17 protein-coding genes are annotated in these 23309 nt (G+C 71.7%); 8 read left to right on the top strand and 9 right to left on the bottom strand.

Annotated features, from left to right (window positions below; genetic code table 11):
* Positions 1–158 precede the first annotated feature (158 nt).
* A complete protein-coding gene (locus AC07DI_RS03640; RefSeq protein WP_478902273.1) occupies positions 159–950 on the top strand; it encodes an aldo/keto reductase in 792 nt (263 codons plus the stop codon).
* Between the two features lie 74 nt (positions 951–1024).
* Here AC07DI_RS03640 and AC07DI_RS03635 read toward each other — a convergent pair whose 3' ends face one another.
* Positions 1025–4351, bottom strand: a complete 3327-nt coding sequence (locus AC07DI_RS03635) for an nSTAND1 domain-containing NTPase (RefSeq protein ID WP_478901921.1) — start codon at positions 4349–4351, stop codon at positions 1025–1027.
* A 75-nt stretch (positions 4352–4426) separates the two neighbouring features.
* Positions 4427–4882, bottom strand: coding sequence for a helix-turn-helix domain-containing protein (locus AC07DI_RS03630; protein ID WP_478901920.1), 456 nt, complete (start codon positions 4880–4882; stop codon positions 4427–4429).
* A gap of 327 nt (positions 4883–5209) precedes the next feature.
* Here AC07DI_RS03630 and AC07DI_RS03625 point away from each other — a divergent pair, with 327 nt between their 5' ends.
* Entirely contained in the window at positions 5210–6586 is a 1377-nt protein-coding gene (locus AC07DI_RS03625) for a glycosyltransferase family 39 protein (protein ID WP_478901918.1), read from the top strand.
* A 16-nt stretch (positions 6587–6602) separates the two neighbouring features.
* On the opposite strand, the gene AC07DI_RS03620 is transcribed toward AC07DI_RS03625, so the two are convergent.
* From AC07DI_RS03620 to AC07DI_RS03610, 3 genes are all read right to left on the bottom strand, one after another.
* Positions 6603–7445, bottom strand: coding sequence for a class I SAM-dependent methyltransferase (locus AC07DI_RS03620; protein WP_478901916.1), 843 nt, complete (start codon positions 7443–7445; stop codon positions 6603–6605).
* Between the two features lie 195 nt (positions 7446–7640).
* A complete protein-coding gene (locus tag AC07DI_RS03615) occupies positions 7641–8381 on the bottom strand; it encodes a class I SAM-dependent methyltransferase (protein WP_478901915.1) in 741 nt (246 codons plus the stop codon).
* A gap of 6 nt (positions 8382–8387) precedes the next feature.
* Positions 8388–8693 carry a 4a-hydroxytetrahydrobiopterin dehydratase gene (locus AC07DI_RS03610; RefSeq protein ID WP_478901913.1) on the bottom strand — a complete coding sequence of 102 codons (306 nt, stop codon included), beginning with the start codon at positions 8691–8693 and terminating at the stop codon, positions 8388–8390.
* Positions 8694–8788: 95 nt separating this feature from the next.
* Between AC07DI_RS03610 and AC07DI_RS03605 the strand changes: the two genes are divergently transcribed.
* From AC07DI_RS03605 to narI, 5 genes are all read left to right on the top strand, one after another.
* A complete protein-coding gene (locus tag AC07DI_RS03605; RefSeq protein WP_478901911.1) occupies positions 8789–9649 on the top strand; it encodes a helix-turn-helix domain-containing protein in 861 nt (286 codons plus the stop codon).
* Positions 9650–9834: 185 nt separating this feature from the next.
* Positions 9835–13518, top strand: coding sequence for a nitrate reductase subunit alpha (locus AC07DI_RS03600; protein ID WP_478901910.1), 3684 nt, complete (start codon positions 9835–9837; stop codon positions 13516–13518).
* Positions 13518–15152 (top strand): nitrate reductase subunit beta, encoded by a 1635-nt coding sequence (gene narH, locus AC07DI_RS03595; RefSeq protein ID WP_384247842.1) that lies wholly within the window; start codon positions 13518–13520, stop codon positions 15150–15152. Before AC07DI_RS03600 ends, narH begins: the two co-directional genes overlap by 1 nt.
* The gene (gene narJ, locus AC07DI_RS03590; RefSeq protein WP_384247844.1) at positions 15149–15727 is read left to right on the top strand and encodes a nitrate reductase molybdenum cofactor assembly chaperone; all 579 of its coding nucleotides are present in this window, start codon (positions 15149–15151) and stop codon (positions 15725–15727) included. The genes narH and narJ overlap by 4 nt, the downstream gene beginning before the upstream one ends.
* Complete coding sequence (gene narI, locus AC07DI_RS03585) at positions 15724–16446, top strand: respiratory nitrate reductase subunit gamma (protein ID WP_478901908.1); 723 nt, start codon at positions 15724–15726, stop codon at positions 16444–16446. Before narJ ends, narI begins: the two co-directional genes overlap by 4 nt.
* Positions 16447–16468: 22 nt before the next feature.
* Here narI and dnaK read toward each other — a convergent pair whose 3' ends face one another.
* The 3 genes from dnaK to AC07DI_RS03570 form a co-directional block, all read right to left on the bottom strand.
* Positions 16469–18337: a molecular chaperone DnaK gene (dnaK, locus tag AC07DI_RS03580; protein ID WP_478901906.1), complete on the bottom strand. Its 1869-nt coding sequence runs from the start codon at positions 18335–18337 to the stop codon at positions 16469–16471.
* A 150-nt stretch (positions 18338–18487) separates the two neighbouring features.
* Positions 18488–18913, bottom strand: a complete 426-nt coding sequence (locus tag AC07DI_RS03575) for an OsmC family protein (protein WP_384247850.1) — start codon at positions 18911–18913, stop codon at positions 18488–18490.
* Positions 18914–19011: 98 nt separating this feature from the next.
* Positions 19012–19812: an SAM-dependent methyltransferase gene (locus AC07DI_RS03570; RefSeq protein WP_384247852.1), complete on the bottom strand. Its 801-nt coding sequence runs from the start codon at positions 19810–19812 to the stop codon at positions 19012–19014.
* 372 nt (positions 19813–20184) lie between these two features.
* On the opposite strand from AC07DI_RS03570, the gene AC07DI_RS03565 reads away from it, so the two are divergent.
* The gene (locus AC07DI_RS03565; protein ID WP_384247854.1) at positions 20185–21816 is read left to right on the top strand and encodes a DUF6345 domain-containing protein; all 1632 of its coding nucleotides are present in this window, start codon (positions 20185–20187) and stop codon (positions 21814–21816) included.
* A 30-nt stretch (positions 21817–21846) separates the two neighbouring features.
* Here the strand turns inward: AC07DI_RS03565 and AC07DI_RS03560 are convergent, their stop codons facing one another.
* Positions 21847–23286 (bottom strand): amino acid permease, encoded by a 1440-nt coding sequence (locus AC07DI_RS03560; protein ID WP_384247855.1) that lies wholly within the window; start codon positions 23284–23286, stop codon positions 21847–21849.
* Positions 23287–23309 lie beyond the last annotated feature (23 nt).

Genomic DNA, 23309 nt, shown 5'->3' with positions numbered 1-23309 from the left:
GTTGATTCCCGGCGGGTTCCGTGTTGATTCCGGGGCGGCCCGCCCCCAGGAATGCGACATCGCCGCTGATCGTTGACCATGGAAGCACCAACCGACGACTGAAGGATCGAAAGCTCGTGAGCAAGGTTCCCCCGATCATCCTGAACAACGGCGTCGAGATGCCCCAGCTCGGCTTCGGTGTGTGGCAGGTTCCGGACGACGAGGCCACCAAGGCCGTCGCGCTGGCCCTGGAGGCCGGGTACCGCAGCATCGACACCGCGGCCGTCTACGGCAACGAAGAGGGCACGGGCCGGGCGATCGCCGCCTCCGGCGTGCCCCGCGAGGAACTGTTCGTCACGACGAAGCTCTGGAACGGCGACCATGGCCACGACGCGGCACTGCGGGCCTTCGACACCTCGCTGGCCAAGCTCGGCCTCGACTACGTGGACCTGTACCTGATCCACTGGCCGCTGCCGTCCAAGGACAGCTACGTGGACACGTACAAGGCCCTGGAGAAGATCCTCGCCGACGGCCGCGCCAAGTCCATCGGCGTCTCGAACTTCCTCCCCGAGCACCTGCGGCGGCTCCTCGACGAGACGTCGGTCATCCCGGCCGTCAACCAGATCGAGCTCCACCCGCAATTGCAGCAGCGCACCCTGCGCGAGTTCCACGCGGAGCAGGGCATCGCCACCGAGGCGTGGTCGCCGCTCGGCTCCGGCAAGGGCCTTCTGGAGGTCCCAGCGATCATCGCCATCTCGCGGAAGCACGGGCGCTCACCCGCACAGATCGTGCTGCGCTGGCACGTCCAGCTGGGCAACGTCGCGATCCCCAAGTCCGTGACGCCGTCGCGGATCAAGGAGAACATCGACGTCTTCGACTTCGAGCTCGACCCCGAGGACATGGCGGCGATCTCCGCGCTGAACGAGGACCGCCGGACCGGCCCGGACCCGGCGACGTTCGACGTGGTCTGAGGGAGGGGCCCGCTGGGGCGATGCCCGGGGCGGGCGGCGGGTGCGGTTCCGCGCCGCCCGCCCGAAAGGCGGCGTCAGCAGGTCTCGCGGTACTCGGTGTCCGGCAGGTACGTGCGCCACTGCTCGCGTGTCAATCCACCGCGGGCCCGGACACATGTCCTGTCCGCCGCCCGCTCCGCCGCGACCAGGACGCCGCGGACCGTGCCACGGGAGGTCGTGACGCGCAGCTCGTCCCCGGCGAAGCCGAGGGCCAGGACGGGCCCGTCCGCCGCCGGGTACCGGGCGCCGGTGAGGCGCGGGGTCTCCGTCTCCCACACGCGGACGGAGCCGTCGGCGCCGCTCGCTGCGAGGTGGCGGCCGTCGGCGGAGAAGGCGACGGCCGGCACGGGCTCGCCCCCCACGGGCCCCTCCTCCCACAGGACGGCGAGGGGGTGGGCGGCTCTGCCGTCCCACAGGGCGAGTCTGCCGTTGTCGTCGCAGACGGCGAGGAAGCGGCCGTCGGGGCTGAACGTGGCGGATGTCAGCGAGTCCTCGCCGTGCAGCGCGGATCGCGTGCGCCCTGTCGCGATGTCGGTCATCGTGCCGTCCAGGGAGAGGAGTTCACGGCCGCCGGGTGCGAGGACCGGCAGGCCGGGGAGTGTGCGGTACGGCAGGCGGGTGCGGGCGTGCCCGCCGATCCGCCAGACGGCGATCTTCGGAGCGTCATTGTCCTGCGTCCCGAGCGGCGCGCCCGCGGCGAGGGGCGGCCCGCCTCTTTTGGGCAGCGCAAGGTTCTCCACCCGCGACGGCACGGCCGTCCTTGCCGTCTCCTCGCCGCGCCGCAGGTCCCACCGCCGGACCGTCGAGCCCTTCGCCGCGTCGACGCTGTACGCGAGGGCCCCGCTGTCCGGGGAGAATGCCAGGACCGGGGCGCCGCAGTCCGCGCAGATCCGGCCGGGCAGCGTGCGCAGCACCGTGCCGCCCCGCCCGTCGCGCAGCAGCAACCGCCCCTCGCCGGCCCGGCGTTCGAGCGCGACCAGGGTGCGGCCGTCCGGACTGAAGTGAGCCTCCTCGAAGGGGGGCGGTGGTGCGCGGCGCGGCTCGGCCAGGACGTCGCGGACGTCCAGGGTGCGGATCACCCTGGCACTGGTCTGTACACGGATCGCCCCGGCCGCCTCGTCAAGGCGCACTCCTGTCGCCGTCAGCTCACCCATGCGGTGCCGCAGCAGCGGAGTCCGCGGAGCGGCGGTGCGCCACAGGACCACCTCGCCGTCGCCGAGGGCCACCGCCGTGGCGCCGTCGGCGCTGAAGTCCACGCTCGGTTCGTGCGCGCCGGGGAGGTCGAGCCCGGGCCGCTCATCGCCGGTCCTGACGTCCCAGGTCCGTACGCCGCCTTCCACGGGGACGGCCAGCGTCCGGCCGTCCGGTGTGAAGGTCGCCTCCTGCGCCAGGCAGAACGCCCGGTCGAGCGCGCGCGGCCAGGTCCTGGCGAGGTCACGCCTCGTGTCCACCTCCCGTACGAGGAGCGGTCCTTCGTCTCCCGTACAGGTCGCGAGGAGCCGGTCGTCGGGGCTCATGACGGAGAAGGGGGAGCTGCTCGCCCTCGCTCCCCCGACCGTGGTGACGACCCTGTGCCGCCGCACGTCCCACACCTGGACGTTGTGCCGTGCCTCGTCCTGGACGATGAACATCCGTCCGCTGGGCGAGAACCTGCCACTCGTATCCGACCCGCCGCCACTCGCCAGCGTCCGCCCCACCGCGCGTTCGCTGCGCAGGTCCCAGATCTGGAATCCCCGCCCGGTCGACCGCGCGATCAGCCGGCCGTCCGCGCTGACGTCCGCGTCAAAGCCGTCGGCCCCGAAGGAGCCCGGTCTGTCGTACGTGCTGATCCGCCGCCGGCCGCTCAGTCCCCAGCGCGTCACCCGGCGCCCGGTGGAGCTGGTCAGGATGCGCCCGTCCGCGCTGAGGAACCGGGCCGTCGCGGGCGGCTCCGCCCCGCCGCTCCCGAAGAACGTGTCCTGCTCCCGCTGCGCGGACGCGCCGCGCACCGCCTCCCGGGTCTCCGGCAGGTCCGCGATCCGCCAGGCGGCCACGCTCAACCGCATCGCGGTGACCGGGTCGGACGTGCGCAGCGTCGCCGCGATCCCGGCGATCCGCCGCGCCCGGGCCTCGTCGCTCCGCCGCTGTCCGTTCCTGTTCTGCTGCCAGGCCAGCGCGCCCGCGACCGTCGCGAGACAGAGGACCACGGCGAGCGCCGCGAGGAGCACGCGGGTACGGCGTCGGGCGCGCGTGCGGGCCCGGACGCCCTGGTCGTGGGCGGTGACGGCGGCCCGCAGGAACTCGGCCTCCATCGCGGTCAGTTCACTGTCGCCTCTGCCGCCCTCGAACGCCTCACGTGCCGCCTTGAGCCTCGCCCCCCGGTACAGCGCCCCGGCGTCCCGGCCCAACTCCTGCCAGGCGCGGGCGGCTTCGGTCAGCGCCCGGTGCAGTCGCAGCCGCTCCCTGTCCTCCTCGATCCAGCCGCGCAGCCGTGGCCAGGCGCCGATCAGCGCCTCGTGCGCGAGGTCGACCGTCGTGCCGTCGACGGTCAGCAGGCGGGCCGCGACCAGCCGTTCGAGGACGCCGTGGCAGCCGGGCGGCAGTTCGGTGCGGTCGACGGGGCGCCGCGTGTCCTGCGTCCCTTCGCCCGGTGCCACCATGCGCAGCAGCAGCGTGCGCGCCCGTGCGGCCTCCGTCACGTGCAGACTGCCGTAGACGTCCTCGGCGGTGTGCGCGACGGCGCCGCGTACCCCGCCGATCGCCTCGTACGCCGCCTCTGTCAGCGTCCTTCCGCTGCGCCGCCGCCACACTTCGCGCAGCGCGTGGGCCATCAGCGGCAGCCCGCCCGGCTCGTCCGCCACGTCGGCGACGATGCGGGCGGTCAGGGCGCGCTCCACGACGAGCCGGCCGGCCCCGGCAGGTCCGACGACGGCTTCGCGCAGCCGGCCCGGCGACATCGGACCGACCAGGACGTTGGCGTCGCCCAACGCCTCGGCCAGCGGTCCGTGTTCGGCGCACCGGCCGTAGAAGTCGGCCCGTACGGCGAGGAGCACGCGGAGCCGGGAGGCGGTGTCGCGCGCGGTGAGCAGCCCGTCGAGGAAGGCGTTCCGCTCGGCCGGGTCGTGGCAGAGCGAGAAGACCTCCTCGAACTGGTCGACGACGAGCAAGGTGTCGCCGTCACCCTCCACCGGCGTGAACAGATGGCGGTGGGTGCGGGCCGGGCGCTCCCCGGGGGCCAGGATGCGGATCGCCGCGGGGCGCGCGGGTCCGGTCGACTGCCGTAGGGCCGGGATGAGCCCGGCCCGCAGCAGGGACGACTTGCCGCTGCCCGACGCACCGATCACCGCGACCACGCGCCGCAGGGCCGTGAGAGCCTGTGTCATATCCCCGGTCGGATCAGTGGGCGTCGTCTGGTGCGTGCGATCGCAAGGCGCCGGGAAGTCCTCGTAGCGGAGCTACTAGGGCTTTTCGGCAACGCGGCGAGCGTGCGTGCCAGGCGGCGACCACCCGGCCGGGGATATGACACAGGCTCTGAGCGCCACCAGCTCGTCCACGAGGTCGTCACGGCCGAAGAAGCGTTCCCGGTCGTCGGCGCCGAACCGGGCGAGGCCCGGGTAGGGCGACTCGCCCTCGTCCGTGCCGCGTCCGGCGTCCTCGGCCACCGTCTCGTACCAGTACCGCTCCCATTCCTCCGGGTCGCCCTCGCACGCGGTGACGTAGGCGCGCAGCACGGGCAGCGTCGGCAGTCGATCGCCCGCGGCCGCCGCGGAGAGCGTGGGCGCCGAGTACGGGACGCGCTGCGCCATCGCGCGGTACGTCGGGCCGCCCGCGTCGACGCGGAGCTTGCGGAGCCGGTGCGCGAGGTGCTGGACGGGGCCCGCCGTCGGCTCAAGCGGCTTCTCACGACGCCCCACCGCGAACCCCCCTCCCCCGCACTCGTCGGCGCCCCGGCCGACGCCGTCACCGGCTCTCCCGGTTCAGACCTGCGCCACGCTAGCAATTGATTGACGCGGCGGAACAGGGCTGCCCATCAATCCGCGCGCCGCTGAACTCGGCCTTCCGGGCCCGCTCTTGGGCCCGTCGGCCCCTTCGCAGCGCACTCTCGGGAGCACGTCATCGTCACCACCCGGCCCCTCCCCTCGACCGACGTCCGCCGCTCCACGCGGGACGGCCCGCACCGGCCCCGGCTCCGCGCCCGCGCACGTTCGGCGGCCATCGCCCTGCCCGGACTGCTGCTGGCGATGGGCCTCGGCCTCTGGGGCATCCGCCGGGACGGCACGATGTGGCGGGACGAGGTGGTGACGTACGACGTCTCACGACGCGACCTGTCCGACCTCTGGCACACACTCGGCAACGCGGACGCCGTGCACGGGCTCTACTACCTCCTGATGCACGGCCTGTTCCGGATCACCGGAGGCGCCGACCCGCTCCTCGTCATGCGGATTCCCTCCGTCCTCGCCATGAGCGCGGCCGCCGCGGGTGTCGCGCTGCTCGGCGCCCGGCTCGCGGGGCCGCGTACGGGAGTGCTCACCGGTGTCGCGTTCGCGGTGTTCCCGCTGATCCAACGGTTCGCGCAGGAGGGCCGCTCCTACGCTCTGGTCTGCGCGCTGGTCGTCTGGGCGACGTCCGCCCTCCTCGACGCCGTCGCAACCGATGAACCGCGCTCGGCACGCATGTGGTGGCGGTACGGCGCGCTGATGCTGGTGGCCTGCTGGCTGCACGAGTTCGCGGTGTTCGCCCTGGCCGGGCACGCGATGGCGATTCCGCGTGCGGCTCGTCGTCGGTGGGGCGTGGTCGCGGGCGCGGTGGTCGCGGGACTCGCGCCGCTCGCCGTACTGAGCGAGCGGCAGCAGGCGCAGGTTTCCTGGCTCTCCTTCAGCCCTCGTCAGTACGCGGCGACCCTCGGAGTGTGCCTCGTGGGCGTGGGTTGTGCCGTGCTCCTCAGGAAATGGCTTCCCCGGGGCGCGGTGTCGAGGGACGGGCTCGTCCGGGTGGCGCTGCCGCTGCTGGTCGCCCCCACCGTCCTGCTGATGCTCCTCACGCCGTTCAAACCCCTGTTCGTTGACCGCTACGTCCTCTACATCTGGGCCGGTCAGGCCCTCCTTCTCGGCGCCCTGTCGGACCGGGCCCTGCGCGCCGGGCCCAGGCAGACCGCCGTCGCCACGGTGGCCGTCATGGTCGCTCTCACCTCACTGGTCCCCCTCTCCCTGCAGCTGCGGGCCCCCGGCAGCCGCCTCGACGACGCCACCGCCGCCGCGCACTCGATCGAGGCCGCCGGCCGCACGGGGGACGCGGTGGTCTACCTGCCGTCGCGCCGCAGGGTGTGGACGCTTGCGTCACCCGATGCCGTCGAGGGGCTGCGCGACATCGCCCTGGACCGCGGCCCGGTCGCCTCGCGCACCCTGTACGGCACGGAGGTGCCCGCCCAGGTCGTCCGCGACCGCATGACGGCGGAGCCGCGCATCGTCCTCGTCACCGATCCGTCGGGCGAGACCTCCGACGCCGTGGAGCAGGAGACCGTGAAACGCCGTGTCATCGAGGACCGCTTCGCGAGGTGCCGGTCCTGGCACACGCGCGGGGCGCGCGTCACCCTGTACGCGCGCCCCGGTCACTGCTGAGCCCCCTTGCCCCGCTCTAGCTTTGCCCCCCGTCCCGCACCGCCACATGCACCGTCTGCGCCGTCAGGAGGAACAGGTCGCGGCGCTGGTGCAGGCTCTCGGGGTCGTTCTCGTCCAGGAGGCGGTCGAGGGTGGTGAGGTCGTCGGGGGCGAGGCGGTCGGCGTGCATCTCGCGGCGGCGGGTGAGCTCCGTGACCACGTGGGCCCTCGCGTCCTGCGAGAGGGGAGCGGGCAGGTCGAGGAGGAAGGTGCGCGTGGCCTCGTACCGCAGGCCCGCGTCGGCGAGCAGCGTCGGCCAGTCCTCGGTCGCCTCCTTCGCGCCGTCCAGACCCGCGCGCATCCCGGTGAACCACTCCTCGTCCGCCGCCTCAAGCCGGGCCTGGAGTCCCGGACGGCCGAAGCCGATGTCGCGGGGCAGGGAGCGGGCGCTCAGCCCGCCCTCAAGCAGGGCGATGGCGCCACCCGGTGCGAGGTGTCCCGCGAGGGTGGCCAGCGCGGCGCCCTGGTCACCGACGTGGTGCAGGGACTTGCACAGCCAGAGCAGGTCGGCCGTCGGCACGTCGTCGACGGCGTCCGGGAGCGCGGCGCGCACCGTGCCGAAGCGGCCCGCCAGGCCCTCGCGTTCCGCGCGCTCGCGGGCCCGCTCCAGGAGGGGCTCCTCGGGGTCCGCGGCGACGATCCGTGCCTCGGGGAACGCCTCGGCCAGCAGGAAGGAGATGGCGCCCGGACCGGAACCGACGTCGGCGACGACGCCCGGGGCCGGGGCCCAGCGCTTCAGCCAGTCGGTCACCCCGCCGTACAGGGGCGCGGCGACCCGTGCGTAGCGCTCGAGCATCTCGCCCATGGCTGCCCAGTCCATGTCGCTGTCGTGCCCGTGTCCGTGGCCCTGTCCGTGCCCGTGGTGATGGCCCATCGTCTTCCGCCGCCTTCCGGTCGAGCCGCCTCGATGACGTCCTGTCGTGTCGGTGTCGATCCGTCCTCGTCTCGACAGGGACAGCCTGCTCCGGGTTTCCGGTATCCGCCCAACGGTATTGCCGGACCCGCAAATTTCTGTTCAGCGCTGCTTGCGGTACGCGCGCAGGCTGAACTGCGGGTCGGGCCGGGGAACGTCCTGGTCCGGCAGAGCCGCCAACCGCGCCGCGAAGCGGGCGGCGCGCGGCCCGTCGGGCGGGATCTGCGTGAACCAGCCGCGTCGCAGGTCCGCGACCGTGGAACGGGGCGAGCGGCCCTGGCCGTGGCCGCTGAAGCGGGCCCGCCCGGCCGGGACCAGGCCGTGAGCGGCGGCGTACGCGTCGACGGTCTCGGCCCGGTCGGCGGCGGTGAGGACCGGGCGTGACGCGAGTACGGCGTCGATGTCGCTGCGTACGTCGTGCGAGGCGGCCTTGTCCACGGTGGTGATGTAGACGCCGCCGGGCCGCAGCACCCGTGCGCACTCGGCGACGACCGACGAGGCCTCCTCGGGTCCGGCGAGCAGATGCAGCAGCCATACGGTGCTCACCGCGTCGAAGGAGCCGTCGGCGAAGGGGAGTCGGCGGCTGTCGCCGAGGACGACGGCGCCCGGCAGCCGTCCGGCGGCCATCCGGGCCATGCGGTACGCGGCGTCGACGCCGGTCACCCGCAGCCCCTGCCGCGCGGCGAGGCGCCGGGTGACCAGGCCGGTTCCGCAGGCGGCGTCGAGGAGCGTGCCGGTCCCCGCGGGAAGCAGGCCGAGGACCGCGGTGGCGGCGGCCTCGGCGCGCGGCTCACCGCCGCGTGAGGCGTCGTACCGGTCGGCTTCCTTGCCGTAGTCGAGCATCGGCGGTCATTCGGCGCCGTGGGCGGGGGCCAACTCCGCGACCCGGCGGGCCAGTTCGAAGTCGAGGGCGGTGAGCGCGCCGCCCGCGCTGTGCGTGTGCACGGCCAACGTGACGGTGTTGTAGCCGAGGGTCAGGTCGCAGTGGTGGCCGAGCTCCTCCTGCGTCCGGGCGATGTGGACGACCAGGCCGGTCGCGGCGAAGTGTGAGGCGAGCCGGTAGGAGCGGGTGATTTTGCCGTCCGTCACGGTCCAGCCGGGCAGCTCCGCCAGGCGGGCCTCGATCTCCTTCTGCGAGAGCGGTTCGGGGGTCATGGGTCACGCTCCTTCGGGGAAGTCCGGCGCTGTGACCGGGGAGAAGCCGGTCTCCGGCTCACCTTGCCACAAAGTGTTTCGTTTACCGTCTACGTATGACAACCGCCGCGCCCGCCACGGGGAACACCAGAGGCAAGGCCAAGGGGGCCGTCAACGAACACGCGGCCGGCGTGGGACCGCTGCTGCGCGGCTGGCGCGAGCGGCGCCGGGTGAGCCAGCTGGAGCTGGCCCTGCGCGCCGACTCCTCCGCCCGGCACATCAGCTTCGTCGAGACGGGCCGGTCGCGGCCGAGCGAGGAGTTCCTGCTGCGCCTCGCCGAGCATCTCGACGTGCCGGTGCGGGAGCGCAACTCCCTTCTGCTCGCGGCCGGTTACGCGCCCCACTACCGGCAGACCCCGCTCGACGACCCCTCGATGGGCGCCCTGCGCGAGGGCCTCGATCAGCTCCTCGCCGGTTACGAGCCCTATCCGGCCCTGGTCGTCGACGCGACGTACGGCGTGATCGCGGCGAACCGCGGCATCGCGATGATGCTCGAAGGCCTGCCCGAGCACCTCCTCGCGCCGCCCCCGAACGCGATGCGGCTCACCCTCCACCCGGAGGGCCTCGCCCCGCGGATCCGGAACCTGCGGGAGTGGCGCGGTCACCTGCTGCACCAGATGGAGCGCCAGATCGCCCTGCAGCGGTCGGACGCGCTGCGGGCGGTGTACGAGGAGGTGGCGGCGTATCCGGTGGAGGATCCCGGGATGGACGCCTTCGAGGCGGGGCCGTCCGGGGGCACGGTGCCCTACTTCGCGCTGCCGCTGCGGATCGAGCACGGCGGGCAGGTGCTGTCCTTCATCTCCTCGATCTCGACGTTCAACACGCCGATGGACGTGACGGTCGCCGAGCTGGCCATCGAGACACTGCTCCCGGCCGACCCGGCGACGGTCAAGTACCTGCGGGCGCACGTGTCCTGAGCCGGCGGGCTCTTGCGGACGGCGAGGCATCCGGCTCCCGCGGCGGAAGCGGCCCCGGGGCGGCGGCGTGCGCGAGGCCGTTGCCCTCGGTCACGGCCGCGTCCAACCCGTACGGCGGCGGTCGGCAGGTGCTCCGTGATCACCGCGTCTAGGTTCGGTGGGAGGCACACCTAGGGAGCTCCACGGTGACAGAGACGACCGAGCCCGCCGCCGCCCTGCTGCGGGCGGGGAAGTTCTTCCGGCGCGGCACGGCCGCCCCCGACCTGCACAGCGTCCGGCTGACCGGCGGGCGGGACGCGGACGCCTTCTACCGGGACCGGTGGAGCCACGACAAGGTCGTGCACTCCACGCACGGCGTGAACTGCACCGGCTCGTGCCGCTGGAAGGTGTACGTCAAGGACGGCATCATCACGTGGGAGACGCAGGCGACGGACTACCCGAGCGTCGGCCCCGACCGCCCCGAGTACGAGCCGCGCGGCTGCCCCAGGGGCGCCGCGTTCTCCTGGTACACGTACTCGCCCACGCGTGTCCGCTACCCGTATATGCGCGGCGTCCTCGTCGACATGTACCGGGAGGCGAAGGCGCGCCTGAAGGATCCGGTGCTGGCCTGGGCGGACATCCAGGGCGATCCGGAGCGGCGCCGGGCCTACCAACTGGCCCGGGGCAAGGGCGGACTGGTGCGGGCGAGCTGGGACGAGGCCGTCGAGGTCATCGCGGCCGCGCATGTGCACACGATCAGGACGTACGGCCCCGACCGGATCGCGGGGTTCTCCCCCATCCCCGCGATGTCGATGGTGTCGCACGCGGCGGGCGCCCGCTTCATGTCGCTGATCGGCGCGCCGATGCTGTCGTTCTACGACTGGTACGCGGATCTTCCTGTCGCCTCGCCGCAGGTCTTCGGCGACCAGACCGACGTGCCGGAGTCGGGTGACTGGTGGGACGCCGCGTATCTGATGATGTGGGGCTCCAATGTGCCGGTGACGCGGACACCCGACGCGCACTGGATGGCCGAGGCCCGCTACCGGGGCCAGAAGGTCGTCGTCGTGGCTCCCGACTACGCCGACAACGCGAAGTTCGCCGACGAGTGGCTGCACCCGCATCCGGGCACGGACGGGGCGCTGGCCTTCGCCATGGGACATGTGATCCTCAAGGAGTTCTTCGTCGACCGGCAGACGGAGTTCTTCACCGACTACGTGCGCCGGTTCACCGATCTGCCCTTCCTGGTGACCCTGGAGGAACGCGACGGCGCGTACGTCCCCGCGAAGTTCCTGCGCGCCACCGACCTCGGCGAGGACGGTGAGGGCGGGGAGTGGAAGACGGTGGTGCTCGACGCGGCCACCGGCCGTCCCGCCGTCCCGAACGGCTCGCTGGGCTTTCGCTGGACCGAGTCCGGCAAGGGCAAGTGGAATCTGGAGCTCGGCGACATCGAGCCGGTGCTGACGTTGCGGGGCTCCGACGTGGCGGTGGGCGTCGAGGTGCTGCTGCCCCGCTTCGACACGGAGGGCGGCACGCACGGGCAGGGCCGCGGTGAGGTCGTGCGGCGCGGGGTGCCCGCCACCCGGCTCGGCGGTCAGGGCGGACCGCTGGTCACCACCGTCTTCGATCTGCTGCTCGCGCAGTACGGCGTGGGGCGCGCGGGGCTGCCGGGCACCTGGCCCGCCTCGTACGAGGACGCGGACGCGCCCGGCACCCCGGCCTGGCAGGAGGCCCACACCTCCGTGCCCGCCGCCAAGTGCGTGCGGATCGCCCGGGAGTTCGCCGCGACGGCCGAGAAGTCCAGGGGCCGCTGCATGATCCTCATGGGGGCGGGGACCAATCACTGGTTCCACTCGGAGACGATCTACCGGTCCTTCCTCGCACTGCTCCAGCTCACCGGCTGCCAGGGCCGCAACGGCGGCGGCTGGGCGCACTACGTCGGGCAGGAGAAGTGCCGCCCGGTGACCGGCTGGGCGACGCTCGCGGGCGCGGGCGACTGGAGCAGACCGCCGCGGCAGATGATCGGCGCCGCGTACTGGTTCCTCAACACCGACCAGTGGCGCTACGACAGGTTCGCGGCGGACGTCCTCGCCTCGCCGCTGGGCGAGGGCCGGTTCGCCGGGATGACCGGCGCCGACTGCCTCGCCCTGTCCGCGCGCTCCGGCTGGATGCCGTCGTACCCGACCTTCGACCGCAACCCCCTCGACCTGGCCGACACGGCGGGCGATCCCGTGGCGAACGTGGTCGACGCACTCAAGGCAGGCACCCTCAAGTTCGCCTGTGAGGACCCGGACGCCCCCGAGAACTGGCCGCGCGTGCTGACCCTGTGGCGCGCCAACCTCCTCGGCTCGTCCGCGAAGGGCGCCGAGTACTTCACCAAGCATCTGCTCGGCACGCACTCCTCGCTGCGCGCCGAGGAGGCGGCACCGGACGAGCGTCCCTCGACGGTGACGTGGCGCGACGAGGCGCCCGAGGGCAAGCTCGACCTGCTGGTCTCCCTGGACTTCCGCCAGACCTCGTCGACGCTGCTCTCCGACGTCGTACTGCCCGCGGCCACCTGGTACGAGAAGCACGACCTCTCGACCACCGACATGCACCCCTACGTGCACTCCTTCACCCCGGCCGTCGACCCGCCCTGGCAGGCCCGCACCGACTTCGACACCTTCCGCGCCATCGCCGACCGGCTCAGCGAGCTGGCCGTGGACCACCTCGGCGTACGCAAGGACGTCGTCGCCACCGCGCTCCAGCACGACACCCCCGGCGAGACCGCGCAACCGGGCGGGGTGGTCCTGGACTGGCGTAAGGGCGAGTGCGAGCCGGTCCCGGGCAGGACGATGCCGAACCTGGCGGTGGTGGAACGCGACTACACCGCGATCGGCGCGAAGTTCGCCGCGCTCGGCCCGCTCGTCGAGCAGCTGGGGCTGCCCGCGAAGGGCATCGCCCTCCACCCCGACCAGGAGGTCGAGGAGCTGCGCGAGCGCAACGGTGTGGTGCGCGGCGGGCCCGCGGACGGGCGGCCCGCCCTGGACACGGCGGTGAAGGCCGCCAACACCATCCTCGCGTTGTCCGGCACCACCAACGGCCGCCTCGCCACCCAGGGCTTCCACACCCTGGAGGCGCGCACCGGCCAGGAGATGGCGCACCTGGCCGCCGAGCACGAGGGCAAGCGCGTCACGTACGCCGACACGCAGGCCGCGCCGGTGCCGGTGATCACCTCGCCGGAGTGGAGCGGCAGCGAGGCAGGCGGGCGCCGGTACACGGCGTTCACGCTCAACACCGAGCACCTCAAGCCGTGGCACACCCTCACCGGCCGCCAGCACTTCTTCATCGACCACGACTGGATGCACGAGCTGGGCGAGGCGATGCCCGTCTACCGGCCGCCGCTGGACATGAACCGGCTCTTCGGGGAGCCGCGGCTCGGCCCGGACGGCGAGCGGGAGGTGACCGTCCGCTACCTCACGCCGCACAACAAGTGGTCGATCCACTCCGAGTACCAGGACAACCTCTTCATGCTGTCCCTGTCGCGCGGCGGCCAGTGCCTGTGGATGGCGCCCCAGGACGCGGACGCGATCGGCGTCAAGGACAACGACTGGATCGAGGCCGTCAACAGGAACGGCGTGGTGGTGGCGCGCGCGATCGTCTCGCACCGCATGCCGGCCGGCACGGTCTACATGCACCACGCGCAGGAACGCACCGTGAACGTCCCCAAGGCGGAGGCCACCGGGAAGCGCGGTGGCATCCACAACTCGCTGACCCGCCTCATCCTCAAACCGTCCCATCTCATCGGCGGCTACGCCCAGTTGTCATGGGCGTTCAACTACCTCGGCCCGACGGGCAACCAGCGCGACGAGGTGACGGTCGTCCGCCGCCGCAGCCAGGAGGTTCAGTACTGATGCGCGTGATGGCTCAGATCGCGATGGTCATGAACCTCGACAAATGCATCGGGTGCCACACCTGCTCGGTCACCTGCAAGCAGGCGTGGACCAACCGCGACGGCATGGAGTACGTCTGGTTCAACAACGTCGAGACCCGGCCAGGACAGGGCTATCCGCGCCGCTACGAGGACCAGGAGAAGTGGCGCGGCGGCTGGGAGCTGAACAAGCGCGGGGCCCTGAAGCTGAAGAACGGCGGCCGGATCAAGTCGCTCCTGGAGATCTTCTCCAACCCCAAGCTCCCGGAGATCAAGGACTACTACGAGCCCTGGACGTACGAGTACCGGAACCTCACCGACGCCCCGCTCGGCGACGACTACCCGGTGGCCGAGCCGCGCTCGCTGATCTCCGGCAAGCCCATGAAGATCGAGTGGTCGTCGAACTGGGACGACAACCTCGGCGGTACGACCGAGCACGGCCACCTCGACCCGATGGTCGCCAGGGCCCGCCAACAGGCTGCCGACAAGGTGCAGTTCGCGTTCGAGCAGACGTTCATGTTCTATCTGCCGCGCATCTGCGAGCACTGCCTGAACCCGTCGTGCGTGGCATCCTGCCCGTCCGGCGCGATGTACAAGCGCTCCGAGGACGGCATCGTCCTCGTCGACCAGGACCACTGCCGCGGCTGGCGCAAGTGCGTGACCGGCTGCCCGTACAAGAAGGTGTACTTCAACCACCGCACCGGCAAGGCCGAGAAGTGCACGATGTGCTACCCGCGCGTCGAGGTGGGCCTTCCCACCATCTGCTCGGAGACCTGCGTGGGGCGCCTGCGCTACCTCGGGGTGATCCTCTACGACCCCGACAAGGTGACGGAGGCGGCCTCCGAGCCGGACGACCACAAGCTGTACGAGGCGCAGTTGGGCGTCTTCCTCGACCCCGCGGACCCCGAGGTGCGGCGCGACGCGGAGCGGTCCGGGATCTCCCACGACTGGATCGAGGCCGCGCGCCGCTCCCCCGTGCACGCGCTCATCAGCACGTACAAGGTGGCGCTCCCGCTGCACCCGGAGTACCGCACCATGCCGATGGTCTGGTACATCCCGCCACTCTCCCCGGTGGTGGACGCGCTGACGGAGACCGGGCACGACGGCGAGGACCTGGGCAATCTGTTCGGCGCCATCGACACGCTGCGCATCCCCCTCGAATACCTCGCGGAGATCTTCACGGCCGGTGACGTCGGGCCCGTGCGCTCATCGCTGGAGAAGCTGGCCGCGATGCGGGCGCACATGCGGGCCATCAACCTCGGTGACGAGCCGCCCGGTTCGGTGGCCGGGGCCGTGGGCATGTCGGGCCGGGAGATCGAGGAGATGTACCGGCTGCTCGCCGTCGCGAAGTACGAGGACCGGTACGTCATCCCGACCGCGGCCGTCGCGGACGCGCGGCGCCTGGAGGAGTCGGCGCTCCCGGACTCGTGCAGCCTCGACTACGAGGGCGGGCCCGGCATGGGCGCCGACGGTCCCTTCGGGCAGGACTCCGGCCGCAGGCAGCTGCCCCTCGTCACCATCGAGAACTTCCACACGCTGCGGGCCCGGCAGACCGCCGACAAAGAACCCAGCGCGGCTCAGAAGGCCCACGCGGCCAAGGAGGAGGACGACAAGTGACCCGCAACGCCCTGCTCTACCAGGCCGCCGCCCTCTGCCTGGCCTACCCCGACGACGAGTTCCGCGAGCGGCTGCCCCTGCTCACCGCTGCCGCGCCCCCCGAACTGGGCGGCTTCCTCAAGTACGCCGCGGCCACCGCCCCGCGCGAGCTCGCCGCGCACTACGTCCAGGTCTTCGACTTCAAGAACCGCCACAGCCTGTACCTGAGCTGGTGGCGGGACGGCGACACCCGGCGGCGCGGCATGGCCCTGGTGCGCTTCAAGGAGGTCTACCGCGAGCACGGCCTGGAGTTCACCGGCGAGGAGCTGCCGGACTTCCTGCCCGCCGTCCTGGAGTTCTCCGCGCAGGCGGGCCCGGTGCTGCTCACCGAGCACCGCAGCGGCCTGGAACTGCTGCGGATCGCACTCACCGACTGCGGCACGCCGTACGCCGCGGTCCTCGACGCGCTCTGCGCGACGCTGCCGGGCCCCTCTCCCAAGGACCGCGCCGAAGCGCTGGCCCTCGCCCGGTCGGGACCGCCGCGCGAGGACGTCGGCCTTCAGCCCTTCGCACTCACCGGGGAGCGGCCGTCATGACCACGCTGCTGTGGGGCGTGCTCCCCTACGTCGCCTTCGTGCTGCTCGTCGCGGGCACCGTCTGGCGCTACCGCTACGACAAGTTCGGGTGGACGACCCGTTCCTCACAGGTCTACGAGTCGAAGCTGCTGAACATCGCCTCGCCGATGTTCCACTACGGCATCCTCTTCGTGCTCGTCGGCCACCTGGTGGGGCTGTTCCTGCCGCAGTCGTGGACGGACAAGGCGGGCCTGAGCGAGCACATGTACCACCTGTTCTCGCTGTACGGGGGCACGGCGGCCGGTGTCCTGCTCGTCCTCGGCATCCTGCTGCTGCTCTACCGGCGGCGCACCAACACGCCGGTGTTCCGCGCCACGACCGCCAACGACAAGCTGATGTACCTGGTGCTGTTCGCGGCGATCGTGCTCGGCATGGTCGCCAAGCTGACGCACGCCTCCGGCGACGGCTACCACTACCGTGAGTCCATCGCCCCCTGGGCGCGCAGCCTGTTCACGCTCCGGCCCGACATCGACCGGATGACGGGCGTGCCACTGCTGTACGGCATCCACGCGGTGGCCGGGATGCTCCTCATCGCACTGGTGCCCTTCACCCGGCTCATCCACATGTTCAGCGCACCCGTGCAGTACCTCTTCCGGCCGTACGTGGTCTACCGCGCCCGGGACCCGAAGCGGGTCGGGGCGCGGCCCGAGCGGCGGGGCTGGGAGCGGACGGAGTCGTGAGCCCCGCCCGCCCCCGCGGCACCTACTGGGCGCCGCCCTTCTCCCCGGCACTCTTGTCGTCCTCGTCCACGATCTCGGCGTCCACCACGCTCTCCTCGGCGGGGGCCTCCGCGGCCGTCTCCTGCTGGGCGCTCCCGCCGGCATTCGCGTACATCGCCTGGCCCATTTTCTGGCTCACCGCGGCCAGCTTCTCCGCGCCGGTCCGCAGCGCCGCCGTGTCGTCGGCCCGGTTCTTGAGCAGTTCCTTCAACTCGTCGGCAGCCGACTCCACTTCGGCCTTCGTGTCGGCGGGCACATTGTCGCCGTTCTCCCGCAGGAACCGCTCGGTCTGGTAGACGAGCTGCTCGGCCTGGTTGCGGGTCTCGGCCGCCTCGCGCCGCTTGCGGTCCTCCTCGGCGTGCTCCTCCGCCTCCCGCACCATGCGGTTGATGTCGTCCTTGGGCAGCGCGGAACCGCCCGTCACCGTCATGCGCTGCTCACGTCCTGTGGCCTCGTCCTTCGCGGAGACGTGCATGATCCCGTTGGCGTCGATGTCGAAGGTGACCTCGATCTTGGGGACGCCGCGCGGGGCGGGCGGCAGGCCTGTCAGGTCGAAGACGCCGAGCTTCTTGTTGTACGCGGCGATCTCCCGTTCGCCCTGGAAGACCTGGATGCCGACGGAGGGCTGGTTGTCCTCCGCGGTGGAGAAGGTCTCCGAACGACGGGTGGGAATCGTGGTGTTGCGCTCGATGAGCTTGGTCATGATGCCGCCCTTGGTCTCGATGCCGAGGGAGAGCGGGGTCACGTCGAGCAGCAGGACGTCCTTGACGTCGCCGCGGATCACCCCGGCCTGCAGGGCGGCGCCGAGCGCCACGACCTCGTCGGGGTTGACGCCCTTGTGCGGGTCCTTGCCGGTGAGCTCCCTGACCAGGTCGGTCACCGCGGGCATCCGCGTGGAACCGCCCACCAGGATCACGTGGTCCACGGCGGAGAGTTTGACGCCCGCGTCCTTCACCGCCTGGTGGAAGGGCTCCTTGCACCGGTCGAGCAGATCCGCTGTCAGCTCCTGGAACTGGGCGCGGGTCAGTTTCTCCGCGAGGTGCAGCGGGCCCTCGGCCGACGCGGTGATGTAGGGCAGGTTGATGTCGGTCTCACTCGACGAGGAGAGCTCGATCTTCGCCTTCTCGGCCGCCTCGCGCAGGCGTTGCAGCGCCATCTTGTCCTTGCCGAGGTCCACCCCGTGCCCGTTCTTGAACTGGCGCACCAGGTACTCGACGATCCGCTGGTCCCAGTCGTCGCCGCCGAGCTGGGTGTCGCCGTTGGTGGCCTTCACCTCGATGACGCCCTCGCCCATCTCCAGGAGCGAGACGTCGAAGGTGCCGCCGCCGAGGTCGAAGACGAGGACGGTCTCGTCGTCACCCTTGTCGAGGCCGTACGCGAGGGCCGCCGCCGTCGGCTCGTTGATGATGCGCAGGACGTTGAGCCCGGCGATCTCACCGGCCTCCTTGGTGGCCTGGCGCTGGGTGTCGTCGAAGTACGCGGGCACGGTGACGACCGCGTCGGTGACGTCCTCGCCCAGGTAGGACTCGGCGTCGCGCTTGAGCTTCTGCAAGACCCGCGCGGACAGCTCCTGCGCGGTGTAGCGGGTGCCGTCCACGGAGCCGCTCTCCGGGAAGCGCCAACCACCGTCGCCCATATGGCGTTTGACGGAACGCGCGGTGCGCTCCACGTTGGTGACCGCCTGCCGCTTGGCGACCTCGCCCACCAGGACGTCACCGTTCTTCGCGAAGGCGACGACCGAGGGCGTGGTGCGCGCGCCCTCCGCGTTGGCGACGACGGTGGGCTCACCGCCCTCCAGTACGGCCACCACTGAGTTCGTCGTACCGAGATCGATCCCGACCGCACGTGCCATGGTTCAGTCCCTTCCGCCGTGAGCTCACATCCCCCGTATCCAGGTCTACTCGGTTCTCCATCACAAAACTTGAGCGCGCTCTTGTCAATGCCGGGCGTGACAATGCCGCCACCCCTTTTCGGGGTGACGGCCTCGTCAACTCGGTCGCGCTCAGGCCAGCTTGGCCGAAAGCGTGATGGTGGTGCCCGACAGTGCCTGGCTCACCGGGCAGCCGCCCTTGGCCTTCTCGGCGGCCTCGACGAAGGCCGCCTCGTCGATGCCGGGCACGGTGCCCTCGACGGTGAGGTGGATGCCGGTGATGCCGGTACCCGGCTGCAAGGTCACGTCGGCGGAGGTGACCAGGCGGGTGGGCGGGTTGCCCGCGCCGGTCAGTGTGTGCGACAGCGCCATGGCGAAGCAGCTGGAGTGCGCGGCGGCGATGAGCTCCTCCGGGCTGGTCCTGCCGTTCGCCTCCTCGGCGCGCGACGGCCAGGACACCGCCTGCTCCCCGATGCCGGAGGAGTCGAAGGTGACGGTGCCCGAGCCCTCTGCCAGAGAGCCTTCCCAGACCGTGTGCGCGGAGCGCGTGGTTGCCACGATGCAGATCCCTTCAGTGCGGTTCCGTGATCGGAAGTTCCGTTGGCCCCATCCGATCACACTCCGGGCCGGAACGGGCCGCGCGGAGACGGTACGGATCAGGCCTTGCGTGCCACCGCCCCGTACATGGCGATGGCCCGGTCGTCGATGCCGTCCTGCAAGGGCCCCGGACGCCACGTGTGCACCTGGGTGACGCCAGGGTCGACGAGCTCCATCCCCTCGAAGAACGACGTGGCGGTCTCCAGATCGCGCAGCACCATGGGCATCCCCTGCTGCTCGTACTCCTCGGCCACCCGGCCGACCTCCTCGGGCGCGAAGTCCGCGGTGCCGATCGTCAGCGCGAGGAAGCTGCCCGACGGCAGCGGTTCGAGCAGCCGCCGCACCAGGCGCCGGTCATCCGGCGGCAGAATGAAGTGCAGGATCCCGATGACCATCAGGCCGACCGGCTCGTCCAGGTCTATCAGCGCGCGGAACTCGGGGCTCTCCAGGATGGCTTCGGGATCGTGCATGTCGGCGTCGACGTAAGCGGTCGCCCCCTCCGGGGAGCTCTGCAGCAGGGCGCGGGCGTGGGCCAGCACGATGGGGTCGTTGTCGACGTAGACCACCCGGGACTCCGGCGCCACGCCCTGCACCACCTCGTGCAGGTTGGGGGCGGTGGGCAGCCCGGTGCCGATGTCGAGGAACTGCCGGATGCCCTGCTCCTGGGCGAGGTGGCGTCCGGCGCGGTGCATGAAGCGGCGGTTCTCCAGCATGTGCACCGGCAGCGCAGGCCAGTGCCGGCACATGGCGTCGCCCGCCTCGATGTCGACGAGGTAGTGGTCCTTGCCTCCCAGGATGTAGTCGTACACCCGCGCCGAGTGGGCCGTCGAAGTGTCAATACGATCACCCGCGTTGTGCATGTGCCGCTCCGCTCTTCACCGTTGTCAGTGGTTCCCAGAGGCTATAGCGGACCCGGGCCCGGCCCGCACGCGCACGGCGCCGCGGTGAACCCGCGAGGGCCTCCCCCGGTGCCCGGGAGACCCTCGGGTGAAAACGGGCCGCGCGGGGCGCGGCCGGGTCACCGAGGTGTTCGAGCGGGGGCCGCAGGTGCGCGTCGGCCGATACGAACACGTTGTGTGCGCCGCCACGCCACAGGGGCCTCTGAGGTGCGGGAACAGACGCGTGGCAGGGGGCCTATGGCCGGAATGGCAACTGGGCAAGGCGCGTCGGCGGTGACACTTTGAGGCCCCCTCGCGCACGACAGCGAGGAGATCCTCTCAGGGGGTAAGGCCATGCGCATCAACTACTCGGACCGCGGTCCCTCTCCACTGGAACCGGAGAAGCCCGGAGCGGCCGGCGACCGGGACTCGACCTTCGGATGGTGGGGGGCCTTCAGCATCCAGAAGTTCGTCAACCAGGCCACGCTCTACCACACGCACGAGGACGCCACCGGCTGGCTGGCGTACCTCCAGCAGTTCTACGACCGCAACTTCTGGTTCGCCGACGGCGGCGCGCAGGTGTGGGCGTACGAGGAGACGTACGACAACTGGCAGGACCGCTACGGCATGGACGCGGTCGTCGCCGTCTACCACTCGGGCCACGGCGGCATGGACGGCAACGGCGTCTTCTTCGCGCCACTCGGCGCCGCCTGGGACGGCCGCAGCGACGCCGTCTCCAACCGGATGGCGCTCGGCAACGAGAAGGCGAACTACGTCTTCTGGTCCACCTGCGACTCGCTCAAGGTCACCGGCGGCCACTCCCCGATCCGCACCTGGGCCGGACCCAACGTCGGCTTCCGGATGATCTTCGGCTTCGAGACCACCAGCATCGACAGCGGAGACTACGGAAAGAAGTTCTGGGAGAAGTGGCGGGCCGGGCAGACGTACTGCGACGCCTGGCTGAACGCCAGCTGGGACATCTACCACGGTCAGGCGCCCTCGGTCTGCGCGGTCGGCTCCACCCAGGCGGAAGCCACCAACCGCCTCAACACCGAGCGCAACTTCTACCGCGACCACGTGCCGGACAACTGGTACGCGTGGCGCTGGTACTACGCCCGTGCGGGCATCAGGGAACTGCTCACCCAGCTCCCCGGACAGCAGCAGATCATCCAGCTCGCGCCCCGCGACCCGAGCGCCGAACTCGGCCGCCTCGGGCAGCTCGCCGACTTCCCGTCGGCGGCGCTCCAGGAGGTGCACGTCGAGCGGATGGGCGTGCTCAACGCGACCTCCGGCGACCGCATCATCTCCACCGCTCCGCAGGGCAACCGGTGGATCAAGCTCGCCGAGCCCAACCACCGCAACACCCAGCAGCTACCCACCGAACGCGCCGTCCAGACGGCGCGCGCGTTCGCCGAGCGGTACGCCGAGGGCGCCGAACTCGTCGTCGACAGCGTGCACGACCTGATGCAGAACTCGGGGACGAAGGACGGCTCCGAGGTCGGGCGCCCCGTCTCGCTGCAGACGCACGTGACGTTCCGGCAGGTCTTCGACGGCATCCCCGTCATCACCCCGGGCCGCGGCCTGATCCGCGTCGCCCTCGACAACGACGGCACGCCCGTGCAGGCGCAGATCGCCACGCGCCGGCCCACCGGCGTCACCCGCGAGCCGAGCACCGAGGTGTCGCCGCCCGCACCCAAGGGCGGCAGGGCCACGGCGGCGCCGCTGGAGCGCGACCCGCGCAACGCGCTCGACGCGGCGCAGCGCAGGCTCCTCGCCCACCTCGCGGCGGTCACCGCCGACGAGTCGGGCCGGGGCGCGGCGGCGGAGCGTCCGCCGCAGGTCAACGACGTCCCCGGCACATTCGAGGTCGGCTACGAGATGGAGGGCAACGAGGCGTACCCCGCCGCCCGCAAGCTGATCGAGATCAGCACACAGGGCAGCATCTTCAAGACCCGCCGCTGGGTCGTCGCGCCGCTGGCGCGGTAGGCGCGAGCGGCGGCGGACCGGGGAACCGGTTCAGCCGTTCACGGTGGCGGCCCGCTGCTTGCGGGCCGCCATCAGCGCGTACACGAGCACGCCCACGAAGAGGAACAGCACGCCCTGGTAGACGGCCGCGTAGCCGGACCCGGCGACCAGCCACATGGAGAACGCGAAGGCGACGCCCGCGAGGACCGCGTCCCGCACCAGGCGCCCGCGGTCGACGCGCTCGCGCTGCCCGGAGACCAGGAAGTAGATCTGCGCGACGGTGGCCAGGAGGTACGGCACGGTCGCCGTGAACGTGGTGATCAGGACCAGGGACTCGAAGACGCCGCTCGAACCCGCCGTGTAGTTGTAGACGGTCAGCAGCGAGGCGAGGACGACGGTGACGAGGACGCCGACGGTCGGCACCCCGCGCCTCTTCCTGCCGAACGCGCTCGGGAAGAGCCCGTCCTGGGCCGCCGCGTACGGCGTCTGGGCGCTGAGCAGCGTCCAGCCGTTGAGGGCGCCGACCATCGAGATCAGCGCGGCGACGGCGACCGCGGTGCCGCCCCAGGAGCCGCCGAACATCACGTCGACGGCGTCCGAGAAGGGCGCGGTGGAGGCCACCAGCTTGTCGTGCGCGACGGTGCCGAAGACGGCGAGGGTGCCGAGCAGGTAGACGAGGGCGGCGCCGAGGGTGCCGAGGATGGTGGCGCGGCCGACGTTGCGCCGCGGGTCGCGCACCTCGCCCGCGCTGACGGCGGCCGACTCGACGCCGAGGTAGGAGAAGAGCAGGATCGCGGCGGCGGCGGAGACGGCTCCCGTCGGGCTGTCGTCACTGGCCCGGAAGGGGCCGAGGTTGCCGCTGTCGAAGAAGAAGAGCCCGCCGACCGCCACGAGCAGCAGCGGCAGGAACTTCAGGACGGTGGCGACCAGTTGGACGGCGCCGACGTACCGCGTGCCCGCGAAGTTCGCGAGGGCGGGCAGGAGTTGCAGGACCAGGGCGGCCAGACAGGCGGTCCACCTGTGGTCGTTGACCGGGATCAGGACGTCGAGGTACCCGACGGCGGCGACGGCCAGGGCCGCGTTGGAGACCCAGGTGGTGATCCAGTACGACCAGGCGGCCAGGAACCCCGCGAAGTCGCCGAAGGCGGCGCGGGCGTACACGTAGGGTCCGCCGGTGCGCGGGTCGCGCTGGGCGAGCCGTCCGAAGACGAGCGCGAGAGCGATGGCCCCGGCGGTCAGAACGCCGAACGCGACGAGGCTGATGGTGCCGAACGGGGCGACGGAGGCCGGCAGCAGGAAGATGCCGCCGCCGATGATGTTCCCCATGACGAGGCAGGTGGCGACCGGAAGACTGAAGCTCCGCGCGTGCTTGCTCTGCGCGCCCGCAGGCGCGTCCACCCCGGTCGACGCGTCCCCTGCTGTGTCGGTCGGCGCCGATTCTCCCTGGTGGGAGGCCGGAGCCGACGGTTCCACGGTTCCGGTGTCGTGCATGGGGTGGTGCGCCTCTCGTCGTG

This window comes from Streptomyces sp. NPDC044106 (assembly GCF_056433985.1).
Note: the sequence above shows the minus strand (reverse complement) of the source record. Positions and strands in the feature narration are given on the sequence as shown.